This window comes from Lutibacter sp. A80, from assembly GCF_022429645.1.
Lineage (GTDB): Bacteria > Bacteroidota > Bacteroidia > Flavobacteriales > Flavobacteriaceae > Lutibacter.
The window spans coordinates 1,310,532-1,325,435 of record NZ_CP092480.1 but is presented as its reverse complement, the minus strand read 5'-3'; the positions used below and the strand labels follow the sequence as shown (position 1 = coordinate 1,325,435).

At 29.6% G+C, this 14,904-nt stretch carries 9 protein-coding genes; all 9 read left to right on the top strand.

Annotation, left to right across the window (positions count from 1 at the left end; all coding sequences use genetic code 11):
* Positions 1-5 precede the first annotated feature (5 nt).
* The gene (locus tag MHL31_RS05900) at positions 6-875 is read left to right on the top strand and encodes a sialate O-acetylesterase (protein WP_240228153.1); all 870 of its coding nucleotides are present in this window, start codon (positions 6-8) and stop codon (positions 873-875) included.
* A gap of 15 nt (positions 876-890) precedes the next feature.
* A complete protein-coding gene (locus tag MHL31_RS05895; protein ID WP_240228152.1) occupies positions 891-3,188 on the top strand; it encodes an alpha-amylase family protein in 2,298 nt (765 codons plus the stop codon).
* Between the two features lie 13 nt (positions 3,189-3,201).
* Positions 3,202-4,656 (top strand): sulfatase, encoded by a 1,455-nt coding sequence (locus tag MHL31_RS05890; protein WP_240228151.1) that lies wholly within the window; start codon positions 3,202-3,204, stop codon positions 4,654-4,656.
* A gap of 142 nt (positions 4,657-4,798) precedes the next feature.
* Positions 4,799-6,730, top strand: a complete 1,932-nt coding sequence (locus MHL31_RS05885) for an FAD-dependent oxidoreductase (RefSeq protein ID WP_240228150.1) — start codon at positions 4,799-4,801, stop codon at positions 6,728-6,730.
* 13 nt (positions 6,731-6,743) lie between these two features.
* Complete coding sequence (locus MHL31_RS05880) at positions 6,744-7,877, top strand: hypothetical protein (protein WP_240228149.1); 1,134 nt, start codon at positions 6,744-6,746, stop codon at positions 7,875-7,877.
* 33 nt (positions 7,878-7,910) lie between these two features.
* Positions 7,911-9,452, top strand: a complete 1,542-nt coding sequence (locus MHL31_RS05875; protein ID WP_240228148.1) for a sulfatase — start codon at positions 7,911-7,913, stop codon at positions 9,450-9,452.
* A gap of 62 nt (positions 9,453-9,514) precedes the next feature.
* On the top strand, positions 9,515-12,157 hold the full coding sequence (locus tag MHL31_RS05870; RefSeq protein WP_240228147.1) for a hypothetical protein: 2,643 nt from the start codon (positions 9,515-9,517) through the stop codon (positions 12,155-12,157).
* 265 nt (positions 12,158-12,422) lie between these two features.
* On the top strand, positions 12,423-12,593 hold the full coding sequence (locus MHL31_RS05865) for a hypothetical protein (RefSeq protein WP_240228146.1): 171 nt from the start codon (positions 12,423-12,425) through the stop codon (positions 12,591-12,593).
* 145 nt (positions 12,594-12,738) lie between these two features.
* Positions 12,739-14,829 (top strand): glycoside hydrolase, encoded by a 2,091-nt coding sequence (locus tag MHL31_RS05860; protein ID WP_240228145.1) that lies wholly within the window; start codon positions 12,739-12,741, stop codon positions 14,827-14,829.
* Positions 14,830-14,904 lie beyond the last annotated feature (75 nt).

Below are 14,904 nucleotides of genomic sequence, written 5' to 3'. Positions count from 1 at the left end.
AATTTATGAGAATTAGACTTGTAATACTTGTAGCTTTTGGATGTTTTTGTCATTCAATACAAGCACAAAATGTAAAAGAATCTACGGTAGAGGTTGTGTTATTAGCAGGTCAAAGTAACATGGCCGGAGCTGGTAATTATGATGAGTTAGATGAAGCAATTAGGAATAGAGTTGAAGAAGTTTCGCATAGAGTTTCTTTAAGTTTTAATGGAAATGTAGCTAAACCATTAGCTTTTTATAATAATAAACCATCAGAGAAATATCCATTTTTAAAACGTTTTGGTCCAGAATTGTTATTAGGTGTTACATTGGCTGAAAAATACCCTTCAAAAGAATTTTTATTAATTAAGCGTTCTCAAGGAGGTACGGCATTGTATGGAGCTTGGAATCCTTTTTGGAAAGAGAAAAAAGCAAAAAAAATAGAAAAAGGATTTAAACAAAATTTGCAGCTATTTAATATGCATATTGCTGATATTAATAAAAATTTAGAAGATTTAAAATCTAAAGGTAAAACGTATCGAATTATTGGTTTAGCTTGGATGCAAGGTGAAAATGATGCTATTTTAAAAGTAGCAGCAAAAAGTTATCAAAAGAATTTGAAAAAATTAGTAAAAGCATATCGAAAAACATTTAATGTACTTAAAATGCCGATTGTTATTGGGCAAATAAATTCAAGATACGGTATAGATGGTGGAGCAAATTTAGTACGACAAAATATGGAAAAGTTTGTAAAGCAAGATAAGTATGCTACAATTATTAGAACTTCAACAGACACATCGTGGAGCGATTTTCCAAAACATACTGATAATGTACATTACAATACCGAAGGACAAAAACGTTTAGGAATTGCTTTTGCAAAGGCTTTTTATTTTTAATATCAATTATTTTTTATGAAAATTACAATTAGAGTTCGTTTACTATTATTTACAGTTTTTCTTTTATCGAGTTTGTCAATTAATGCACAATCGTTAGAAAAAGAAGCAATTTCTAAAATTAAATCTTTAGAAAAATTAATAAAAAAAGCAGAAAAGAAAAATATAGATGTTTTAAAAGAAAAAACTACGGTTAGAACAGCTGAAATATTTTTAAAAAATGCAGCTTGGGACGAAGAAAATGTAAGTATAAATACAAAGAGTTTTCAGTTGGTACCTTCATTTAAAAAAGATGCTTTAAAAATGGCTGAAAATTTAGCAACTTTTGAACGAAATGATGTGATTTTCATGTTAGATGACGCTATTGATTTTTTACAATTATTGATTGATGAAAAAGTCTATAGAAAACCGAGTCCAAATGTAGATTGGAGAAAAGTAATTGTAGAGGAAGACCAATTAACATTTAACGGGCGTCCAGTTTTTTTGGCAGATTATACTTGGAAACCAAAAGTGAAAAGTTTAACAGAATATCATGGAAATCAAGATGGTTTCTTTTTAACACCTTCTTATGTTGTGAAAGAAGACGGAACCGTAAACCATAATAAAATAAAAGAGTTAACAACTAAACCGGAAGGATCTTTAGGATTTATTTTTCTAAATCATAAAACAATACCTAATTGGGCAGAACAAAAATATGGACCAAATTATGGAATGCGTGAAGATACATACACTGTTTATGATATAGATAATCCAGGAGCAAGAGAAATTCAACAGAAATTACTAAAAAGTGTTGTTCCATTAATGGCAGGTAAAAAATATACACAGCTAGGTTATATGTTATGTAACGAACCACATTTTTATACATATACTGATGCTACAAAGAATAAATTACCATGGGCTTCAGGAGGTGTTTCTCAATATACAATTGAAAAATTTAAAGTTTGGTTAGCTGCTAAACATAAAAATATAAAAGTCTTAAATAACTTGTGGAATACTAATTTTAATAGTTTTAATGAAGTTGTAATTCAAATACCTATTGATATTAGTTTAAAAGGAACGCCAATTTGGTATGATTGGACTTCTTTTAATATGGACAGAGTAACAGATTGGTATTCGTTTTTAAAATCAGAAATTACAAATTATGATTCTGAAGCTAAAGTACATTTAAAAATTATGCCAAATCTTTGGACTGATAATAAACGTGCTCATGGTATAGATTTAGAAGCTTTAACAGAGTTAAGCGGAATTATTGGAAACGATTCCGGTGCAGATCATACTTATACTTGGGGTAAACCTCATGAATGGCAAAAATATTATGCTTTTGAATGGAGAGAGTTGTGTATGGGTTTTGATTTTATGAAATCTGTAAGTCCAAATAAAATAAACTTTAATTCAGAATTACATTATTTATCAACTGTTAGGTCTAGAAATTTATATTTAGATCCAATGTATGCAAGAGCAACTTTTTGGTTGGCACATTCCTATGGAATGACAGCGAGTCAAATTTGGTATTGGCCAAGAAATGAAGATGGATCAATTTCTAAAAAAGCAATGAATGATAAAGGTTATGCAGGTTCAAATACTATGCAGCCAAGAGTTACAAATGAAGTTGCAACCACATTAATCGATTTAAATTCGTTTTCAGAAGAAATAATGAAAATGCAACGCCAAAGAAAACCATTAAGAATATTTTATTCAAAAACTTCAGCAATAAATAAAGAAGCACATATGGATGATCTTTATAAACTGTACAAGTCTCTTAACTTTGAAGGAATATCTTTAGGTTTTGTAACCGAAAATATTATAAAAAAACAAGATGATAATAATTGGGATGTTGTATTGGTCTATAAAACCCCTTTTGTTACAACTAATGAATTAAAAGAACTTCAAAATTATTTAGATAATGGTGGAATTGTAATTGTTGACAATGAAAGTTTATTGAAAAATGAATACGGAAAAACACAAATAAGTTTAGAACAATCTAAAGGAACACTTATTAAGTTGAATTCTTTTTCAAAAATAAAAGAGAAAGCATTGTCTATTTTAAACAATAGAAACTTACTGCCTGAAGTTGCTATTTCTGAAACAAATTTAGCAGATACAAAAGGTTGTATTTGGAAAGTGGTAAAAAATAAGGCAGGAAATAATGTGCTTTCTGTAGTAAATGTTGGTAAATCAAATGCTACTTTAGAAATTATGTTAAATGGAAGTTCAAAAATTGTGTGTAAAGATTTATTAAAAGGAATTGAAGTTAGTTCAAATCCAGTATTAAAACCTAATGAAGTATTTTTTGTAGAAGTAACAAAATCAGAATAAAAAATAATAACTTATGAAAACTAAAATATCATTTTTATTAGTCGCTTTTTTCCTTTTTTTAGGTTTTAAAATTGAGGCTCAAAATAAACCCAATTTAATAATAATTCATACAGATGAACACAGTTTTAGAACACTAAGCTGTTATCAAGATATAATGTCTGAAGACCAGGCATTTGTTTGGGGGAAAGGAAACAATGTGAATACACCAAATATTGATAAAATTGCAGTAGAAGGAGCAATTTGTACAAGCTATTATGCTTCCTCTCCTGTTTGTACTCCTTCTAGGGCATCACTAGTTACGGGCTTATATCCACAAGCAACAGGTGCGCCAAAAAACGGGATGCATATTCGTGAAGATATACCAACATTTGCAACAATTTTACAAGAGCAAGGTTATGCAACTTCTTATGTGGGAAAATGGCATTTAGATGGTCATGAAAAATATACTTTTGATATTAAATATAAAGCGGGTTTTAATGATAATAGATATATGATGCGTGGAGGTCATGCTCCTTATTTCCATATTAAAGATGGTAATATTAAAGGTGTTAATGATAAAGTTGCTAAAAAATTTCCTGCAGATGAAATAATTCATGTAACCGATTATTTTACGGATAAGACATTAGAAATTTTAGAACGTGATAAAAATAAACCATTTGCGTTAATGTTATCTATACCAGATCCTCATACACCAGATTATGCAAAACCACCTTATAATACTATGTATAAAGATATGGATATAATCCCTCCCAAAACAATGGATCCATCGTATACCGCAATAAAACCATCTTGGGCAATTGGTACTGAAAATACTAATGAGGCAATTGGGAAACAGGCATTTAATAAAGAAGCTTTACGTCAATATTTTGGAATGGTAAAACATATAGATGATAGTGTTGGTCGAATTTTAAAATTTTTAGATGATAATAATTTAACAGATAACACCATTATTATTTTTACTTCAGATCACGGAGATATGTTTTTCGAACACAACAGAAGAAACAAAGGAGTTCCATACGAAGCTTCAGCAAAAATTCCATTTGTGATTCGTTATCCTGGGAAAATTAAATCAGGGAAAGTGATTAATACAGCTTATACCAATGTAGATTTTACGCCAACAATATTAAGTTTAATGGGGGTGAAAACTTCCGAGAAATTTCATGGCTTAGATACTTCAGAAGATTTTTTAAACGATGAAAAAGAAATAACAAGTGATAGAATTACATATTTTGCCAAGTCTGGTGGATGGTGGGTAGCTGCGGTAAATAATCGTTATAAATTAGTATTGGATAAAAAAGAAAAACCCTATTTATTTGATCTTAAAAAAGATCCAAACGAATTGATTAATTTTTATAACGATAAAGATTATAAAGATATTGCTAAAAAATTACAAACAGAATTATTTAAGCAAATGAAAGCAGTTGATGAACCAGGTTTAAAAGGAAAAAGAGCTTATATAATTGAATAATTATAAGTTTAACAAGTACTTTTAATAAAGTACTTAAAATTAACTAAAAGAGACACTATTTTTATTAAAGAATACAAAAAAATAGGGTTTGTAAATTACTTTAGTCAAGTAAACCTAAACAATAATATATATTTTTATTTAAATGAAACGTAGAAAATTTTTTAATACCAGTGCAAAAGGAGCTTTGGCAGCAGGGTTGTTTCCATTTTTTGGTGATTTAACTGCACAAACATCAGAGGGAACAGATAAAAGGTTGTTTAATTGGAATGAAGGTGTAGAAGGTCAAATTAAAAAGGATCCAGTTAGAAAAAAAACATTAAATGTAGATGTTGTTGTTGTGGGTGGAGGTATGTCTGGTATTTCAGCGGCTGTTTCTGCTGCTAGAAATGGAGCAAAAGTAGTTTTAGTTCAAGACAGACCAGTTTTGGGTGGAAATGCTTCAAGTGAAATGAGGGTAACCGTAAATGGAGTTCAAAATTTACAAAATAAACATAGAGTTGAAAGAGAAACAGGTATTGTTGAAGAGCTTTTAATTGAAAATTGGCATTATAATCCACAGGAATCATATCCAGTTTGGGATCACGTTTTATACAATTATGTAGTTCGTGAAAAAAATCTGACTTTGTTGTTAAATACAACAGCAAAAGATGTTTTTATGGATGGAAATAAAATTAAATCAATAGTTTGTCGACAGCTAACTACAGAAACAGACTTTACGTTAAACGCAGCAATTTTTTGCGATTGTTCTGGAGATGGTTTAATGGCAGCTACTGCAGGAGCAGAATTTAGAATGGGGAGAGAAGGGAAAGCAGAATTTAATGAAAAATATGCTCCCGAAGAACCAGATGGTTGGGTAATGGGAGATTGCTTTATGATGATTACCAAAGATATGGGAAGGCCAGTACCATTTTATCCTCCAGACTACGCTTTGCCATTTAATGCTAAAAAAGCATTTGAAGATAAGCATAGAAAAATAAAGCAAGTAAAAGAAGGTTTTTGGTGGGTAGAATTAAGTAGTGATACAGATATTATTGGAGAAAGAGATGAAATTAGACATCGCTTAATGGCTCATTTTTATGGGGTTTGGGATCATATTAAAAATTCTGGAGATTTTCCAGAAGCAGCTAATCTGGCCTTAGATTGGATAGGCTCAATTCCTGGAAGAAGGGAGTCTAGAAGATTTATGGGAGATTATATCTTAACAGAAGGAGACTTGCTAGGAAATACTCAATTTGACGATGCAATAGCTTTTGGAGGGTGGAGTTTAGATGAACATTGTCCAGGAGGAATTGAAAATCTAGATGAACCAGCTAGTTATTTTCACGCACGTTTTAGTGAAGTTTATCAAATACCATTTAGATGTTTATACTCAAAAAATATTGATAATTTATTATTTGCAGGTAGAAATATAAGTGTATCTCATATTGCGTTGTCTTCAACTAGAATTATAGGAACATGTTCAATGTTGGGACAAGCAGCAGGAGCTGCTGCAGCAATGTGTGTTCAAAAAGGAGTAAATCCAAGAGGCTTGTATAAAAAACATATGAATCAATTGCAAGAACAATTACTTAGAGATGATTCTTATTTTCCTAATAGACCTGCTAATGATCCAATGGATAAAGCTAAAAAAGCAGACTTAATTGTAGCTTCATCAACTTCTTCAGGTAATGTTAAATTATTATTAGATGGTGTTTCTAGAGATGAAATTGATAAACCTCACCATTGGCAATCTGAAGGTTTGAATGCTGAATTACAATTAGAATGGAGAAGCCCTGTAAATTTAACAAGTGTTGAAATGAAGTTTGATACTAATTTGCAACGTAAAATGATGATGCATAAAAATCCTAAAAAAAACGAAGGACAAATTTTAGGAATTCCACCAGAATTAGCTAAAAGCTTTGTAGTTGAAGCTAGGGTTAAAGGGAATTGGAAAAAATTAGGAGCGGTAGATAATAATAAAACACGTTTAGTAAAAGTTAATTTTGACAAAATAAAGACAACTGCAGTACGAGTAAAAATTGATGAGACTTATGGTGCTCCAAATGTTAAAATGTTTGAAATTCGTTGCTATTAATTAAGATAACTATATGAATATTTGTTTTAAATTTTTTTTTATAGTTGTTTCTTTTTGGATTCTTTATCAAAATAGCGATACTAATTTTAAAAAAAAAACAACTAAAATTACACACGAGGTTAAAGTCCATCACCCTGGAAAAGGGATAAATAATATAGAGCAAGTTCAATTAATTGAAATTCAAAATAATAAAGGATTGTCTATAGAATTTTATATGGATGTAAAATCTGTAATTTGTTTAGAAAATGTATGTAAAGTAATACCTGTAAGGGTTTATTGGAATAATTTGGGGCACTATTTAAAATATGAATTAAATGAAGGTGCTACTCTAGAAAAATATGAAGCAGATTTATTCGAAAAAGAAGATTATATAAAATTACATGCTATTTTATTAAATGAAAATTCACCTTTTAAAAATGTGCAAGTAGATGAAATTTTAAAAGTACCTGACGAAAGTCATAATGAAGTTGATGCAGTCTCAGGTGCAACGGCATTAGATTTAAATGAAGAAGATACGGTTAAAGGAGCTGCCTTAACTTGTTATACTTTATGGCATTGGACACATGGAGATATTCAATCAATAATTAGAAATATCACAGGTTTATCTTGTAGATCAAAAGATTTTAAATCTTTTTTAAAAGATGATGATGTAAAATTAAAATTATTTTCAATAGAACAATTAGTAGCTACTAATTTCTATAAAAAAGATCTAACAGAAACTGTAATTAAAGAAACTATAAAAAATCCGACTTTAACAAAAGCTACAATTAACTATTTAGAGAATGCTTCAAAAAAAATATATTTATCAGCTTCATTAAGGTTATTAAAAAAGGTGTCAAATTCTCAGAAAATATTGGTTTTAAATTCTTTATTAAATACTAAAAAGGAGATTTCTAAAAGTTATTTAGATGAATTGAGCAATGAAGCTACTGGTTTAAATTCATTTCAAGAAGTATCATTATTTTTAAATTTAATGAAAATTAAAAATCCAGATTCAAAAAAAGTGGTGCAAAATGTATTTCCTTTACTTAAACAAGATTTTCTTATAGGAAGAAATGTTTACTGGTTTTTAAAAGATCAGAATCTTAATCAAGAAGAAATTGTTATCCTGAATGAATATCAAAAAAAACATAAAAATGAATTGTAACAGAATAAATAACAGTATTTAAATAAAATAAAAATGAAAATTAATTATTTAAAATTTTTTGTAGTAGCCCTTTTTGTTAGTCTATTTTTTTCTTGTGCATCTAAAACAGAAAGCAAGATTGTAGAAACTAAAAAACCAAATATCTTATGGATAATTGCAGAAGATTTATCACCTTTTATGGGGTGTTATGGAGATACAATAAATAAAGGTCATACACCAGTAATAGATGAATTAGCAGCTGAAGGAGTATTGTTTAAAAGAGCATACTCAACAGCTCCAGTTTGTTCTGCAGCAAGATCTGCTTTTATAACTGGAAAAATGCAAACTACAACGGGAACTCATAATCATAGATCTAGTAGGTTTACAAATGGTGAAGTAGTACCAGAAGAATTGCAAATTCATTTGCCAGAAGGAATGAAAACAATTCCTGAATTAATGAAAGAAGCTGGTTATTTTACTTTCAACAGTGGTAAAGATGATTACAATTTTCATTATGATAGAAGGGCAATGTACGATGTTGGAACTAAAGAAGATTATGTTGCAGGAATGAATGGATGGCAAGGTAATTTTGCTATTGATTATATGACGGTAAAAGATTATGTATGGAATGCTCGCACAGATAAAAACCAACCGTGGTTTGGTCAGGTTCAAATAATGGGAGGGAAAAAAGATGCAAAATATGTACGTGAAGGTGAAGAATTGGCAATTAACGATGTTCCATTACCTCTATATTTTCCAAATATTCCATCACAACGCAAAGCTTGGACAGAACATTATAATGCCAATAGAGGATCTGATGTTACTGTAGAAAAGATATTAAAACAATTAGAAAAAGATGGAGAATTAGAAAATACAATTATATTTTTCTTTTCAGATCACGGAAGTCCTTCATCATTACGTCATAAGCAATTCTGTTATGAAGGAGGGATGTTAGTACCTTTAATGATTAAAGGAAATCATCCAGAATTAAAAGCTGGACTTGTTAGAAATGATTTAGTATCATTATTAGATGTTTCAGCAACTACGTTAGCTATGGGAGGAGCAAAAATGCCAGATTATTTAGACGGACAAGATTTGTTTGCTTCCGATTACAAAGGTTCTAAATATGTGGTTGGCGCAAGAGATAGATGCGATTATACTATAGACAGAATTAGAACTGTAGTGTCAGAAAAGTATAGATATATCAGAAATTATTTTCCTGAAAGACCTATGATGCAAGCTGGTTATAGGGATAATAAACCTATTGTAAAAGATTTAAAGAAACTACACGATGAAGGAAAGTTAACAGCCTATCAAGATAAACATTGGTTTGGAATAAGACCGACTGAAGAATTTTATGATTTAGAAGCTGACCCAGATCAAATGAATAATTTAGCTAACAATCCTAAATTTGCAGAAGTATTGAAAGAACATAGAGAATATTTAGAAAATTGGATTAAAGAAACAAATGATCAAGGACAATATCCAGAAGCTTCAGCACAATTAAAAGCAACATACAATATGTGGAAAGATCGCCCACGTTTTAAAAATGCAAAAATAAATCCAGAGTACGATCAATTTAAAACAGAAGAATAATTCTATGTTTAGGAATAGTATTTGACTTACTCAATTTGTTATAAAAATTTAAGGTGTTAAAAATGAATAAAATAAATAGTTTTTTTATTGTATTGCTCATTTCAATTTCAAGTTTTGCACAAAACTTTTCGATTGATGGAAATGCCATTAGAAGTACTGTAACTGCAAAAGTTAATAATAAAACTGTATTGTATATTTCAGAATTAGAAGGTGGTTTGTCTTCATATGCTATTAATGGAAAAAAACATTGGAGCATTGCAACACAAAAACCAGCAGTTTTATTTGAAATTGTTGCAGCAGATGTTAATGGTGATAAAAATGAAGATTTAATTGCTGCGAGTGGAGATGGAACTATTTATTGTTATGATAGTACAGGTAAATTACTTTGGAAATTTACTTCAGATCATAAAGTTCGTTTTAATGAAGTTGCTGTTATAAATAATGGAAAAGTACAAATTTTTGCAGGTGGAAATGATGCTAATTTATACGAATTAAATGCAGACGGAAAATTAGTTTCTATAACTAAAATTGAAGGAGTTTTTAGAAAAATTGAGGCAGGAAACTTCTTAGAAGCTAATAAAAAATCATTGTTTGTAATGACTTACAATCATGATAAGTTTCGTTGGGAGTTTATGGGTTTTTTAAACCCTGAAACGAAAGAAGTGATGAAGAGTGTTTCAATTAAAGAAAAACAGTTGAAAGACTTGAGAAAAGCCATGGTAACAGATATTAAAATTGCTGATATAAATAACGACAATAAAGATGATGTGTTGTTTTTTGCAGACATTTCCTTTACTCCGTTTATGATGGCGTTAGATTCAGACTTTAATGTATTGGCACAATTTAAGGCTACTAAAAAAGAAGTACAACGTTATGGACATTCACAGGGAACTTATTTGTCAAAAAGTAAGGAAATAGTTTTTAAACATGGAGGTATTTTGTTTGTATTAGATTCAAAAGGTAAATTACTTCAACAAGCAGGGCAAAGATATGGAAGTATGGTTTTTAACGATTTTGTTTATGAATCACAAACCAATCAATTAATTGCTGTAGGTGAAGTGGATGGGGGTAATGCCTTATATTTTTATAATTTAAATAAAAATAACTGGTGGGAAAAAAATCTTGAAAAACAAGGGAGAATGTTAGAGGTTGAAGAGAATTTAAATACCTTATATAAACAAACTTTAAATTTTAAACTGCCTAGCTATCAGAAAAAATCTGATGATGAATGGGTAATGATTACATCTAAAGAAATTAACGATAAAGTTGAAAAATTAGATGGAGGTGAAATAAAATTTGTAATTCAAAAAGCACCAAAGGAAAGTACAGACCGTTCTCATTTGGTTAAACTTATGGGTAATGTTGCTTTAAAAAAAGATAAACGAGGCAAGTATGTAAGTACAAGAGATGAAATTGTACAAATGGCAAGAGACTACGAAGCCAATAACCAACCATTTACATTTTGGGCAGGGCACGGAAACGATCCTTTTTATATTCAAATTGAAACGTTAGAGCAAATTTTAGAGGTGGCTCCAAATACCTGTTATGGATTTGTATATGCTGAAATGGCTGATGTTGAAGATCCTAGAGTTAAATATTTTGTGAATGAATATATGCCTAGATTGGCAAAAGCTATTCGAAAAAATAACAAAGCAAAATTATATTTTAGATATAAAAATATGTTTTGGGCAGCGACTTCGTATTTACCATTATGGAAAGACATGTTTTTCTCTGGTAAATACAACGATATTTTAGCTCCAGCTTCAGAAGATACTAGTAATAGAACTCAAGATTTAAATTTTGCTGGAAGAGTTGGAATGCTAGTAGGTGGTTATGTAGATAATTTTGCTATGCGTTTGGTTGATGATAATCCTACAAGCTGGAGGCCTTTATCTCCAGGAGGTCAAAATTCCATTTCTCCATATTTGCGACAAGGTGTTATTATGGCAGCTTATGGTGCAAAATATGGGATTATTTTTGATAATAATTTTATAGAAAAACCAGGACTGGATTTGTTTTTTGCATTAATGAAATCAGGAGTATTACCAATTGTTCAAAAAGAAGATATTCAATCAATCGGGGCGTGGCATTTAATAAAAAATGTGGATGAAAAATTGATTCATTCAGTAGACAATCATCATAATTTAAAACAATACAATTTAGATGATGAAAATGCAATATTTTCTTTAAGTCAAATGCATTGGGCAGGAAGCAGTATTCCAGAATATGATTTCTCAAAAGTTGCGTTGGGGGTAAAATACCGTTGGCTAAATTATATGCCAGAAATGCCATACGGAATGGTTCCTATTGCTCCAATAGAATCTAAAGAAGATTTACAAAAAAAGAATATTTCTTATGTTGTTTCAAATGCTAAAGTTGGGTTTGACGGAGATACAAAAATTCCGGCGAATCAATTTGGTGAACTTATAAAAGCTACGGTTGAAAAAGGTGAGAAAACCTTACCTATTGTAGTTAAAGGAGCTTCGTGGTCGGTTATTAAATTAGATAAAAATCATTCACGATTAATTTTAGTAGATCCAGGTTATATTACACCTCAAGAAAGAGAAGTAACTATAATATTTCAATTAAAGCAACCTAAATCTGTTAGAGATATTTTAAGCAATGAGGATTTAGAAATTACAAATAATTTAATAAAAGTAAAAGTTCCAGCTGGCTCAATGCGCTTTTTAGATATTGCATATTAATATTTAATTGATTTATTGTTAATATTTATATCGAGGATTTTTTTGAAAGGTCCTCGATACTTATTTTATCAAAATATTAAAACAAACTAAATTTAATGGTAAAGGTAATATATACTGAAATAAAGGTAAATTTAACTAATTTCAAAATAGAACAAAATGCTTATTTTGTAAAGAGCAGAATATCACATAATACAATGAAAATATTAAAATTAGCTTTTAGTGTGCTACTTATTTTTATGTTCTTTTTATCTGTTGCACTACAAAAATGATTGATAAAATGTGTCAATGTTCGAACAAAATAAAAAACATTGTAGATTGTGCTGGAGGTGGAGATTTTTTTGATGTAAAGACACCTGAATTAAGCGATTTTGAAACAGTTGTAAAATATGAAGTTGAGGTATTTTATTTAAGATATTCTATTAAAGGTGGGTTTTAATTAATCAGCTTGTGTCGAAGTTGAAGCTTTTATGAGAGCTATTGGTTCCGGTAAATTTGTAAGATAACAAAACAGTGACAAGTGCTAAATTTTTTTAATTTATCACTTCTTAATTTAAATATGAAAAATTATTAAAATTTTAATTATGATAAACACAAAAAGTATACAAAAAATAGCAAGTTTTATACTAGTGATTTTTAGTTTGATGTTAATTCAAAGTTATACATCAAACCCGAACAATATAAATACTGAAAATAAATTAAATTCTAATTCAATTACTTTAGAGAATGCTTCTATAAAAGTTATAGTCGACAATAAAAGTGGTACTTTTCAAGTAATAGAAAAGAAATCTGGGCAAATATGGAATCCAGATCCTTGGGAAAACGCTGCTGGTATTTTGACAATAAAAGATTTGAAAGGAAAATCTCAAGATGTTAATATTTCAAATAGTGAATCTATTGTAGTTGATAAAAAAGATGAAACAACAGTAGCTATTAGCTTTAACAATCCTAAATTAAATAATAATACTGTTGCTAAAGGGGTTTCAATTAAAACGGAAATCCGATTAACTTCTATGAAATTAGATGTTGAGGTTATTTCTTATAGTTCAGGCGACAATAAGTTGGTTGAACTAAGATATCCTGCAAGAGCTTTTAGCTTAGAAACCGATGTTGATAAAGGAGCTGCTGTAATTCCTCAAAAACAAGGTGTAATTTGTCCTTCTTATATTTTTCCAATGAATGGAGGGCGATTCTGCATGTGGGATGATGCTACATATTATGGAAGATCAAAGGGTAAACTACCTCTATATAATAATAACATAGGTTTATCTATGCCTTGGTGGGGAACATATAATGAAAAATCAGCGGTAATTGGTATTATTGATGAATCTGCAAGACCAAATATGTTTTATAACATAAACAATAATGGTCAGTATTTATTTACTTCAAAAGGTATAATGTCTCCTTATAAAAGAATAGAATTTTTAGATCCTGTGTGGAATTTAAATAGAAAAAATGAGAAAAAAATTATAAGCTATCAATTTATTCCAAAAGGAACACATGTTGAAATGGCAAAAGTTTACAGAAAAGAAGCCATTGAAAGAGGTTATTTTGTTTCTTTAAAAGATAAGGCTAAAAGGAATTCTGACGTAAAAAAATTACAAGGAGCTATTTATATGGGATTGTATGGAGGCTATCCACATTATGTTGAAATGCCTGGAATGGCTTTTACTTTCAAAGATTTAAGTAAAATCATAAAAACTACTCATGATGATTTAGGTGTTGACAATGCCTTTTTTCATGCTTGGGGAGTGTTTTCAAATTTTGTTCCAAATTGCTGGCCAATTAATGAAAATTTAGGAGGTGTAGCAGGTTTAAAAGAAGCTGTAGATTTAACTAAAAAATATGGATATCTGTATTCCTCTTATCATGCTTATTCAGCAACTTTAGAAAATGACCCTGATTTTAACACAGATTTATTTGCTAAAAGCAAAGATGGAAAGTTAATAAATACAAATAGTAGATGGGCTAATATTGACCAAAATAAACAATTAGGTTTGGCAAAAAAAAGCTTGCACAAGGAAATTGCTGCATTAGGTTTGGAGGCTGATATTACTGATATTTCTTTTGCAACTTATCCAGATAAAGACAATACAGGGTTGTATAATTTAGCTAAATATATAGACTCATTAAATTTAGTTAATGGAACGGAACATGGACAACAACAATGGATTCCTTATTTTGATATGTTTGAAGGTATGACTTATAAAAATTCCAATCTTTGGGAATTTTCTCACCCTGCTCCACTATTTAATTTAGTATACCACGATGCTATTGCTGTGTTTGGAAAAATTCAAGATCCAGATAACCAAATGTCTAAATACGGAGATTTTAAAGTAAAGAGTTTAAGAAATATATTATACGGTATTGGAACAACAATTTTCTTTTCTCCTTATGAATTTGAAGGAATGAAAGATATGATTAAAATGGCTAATGAAGTAGTGAGCCCAGTAAATCGTGAAACCTTCTTTGAAGAATTAACTAGTCATGAATATTTAAGTGTTGACTTTAACCTTCAAAAAACAACTTTTGCATCTAATACGGAAGTAATAGCAAATTTAGGTCCGGTAAAACAAACTACACCTGATGGAATTAGTATACCAGCGTTTGGATATCGAGTTAAGTTTAAAGATGGAACTATTAAAAAAGGCCAGTTTAAAACAAGTTTAAACTAATAAAGTTTGAATTAAAATAAGTTTAGAACCATATATAATTTATTTTAACTAGACATAAACTCAACACTATTGTTT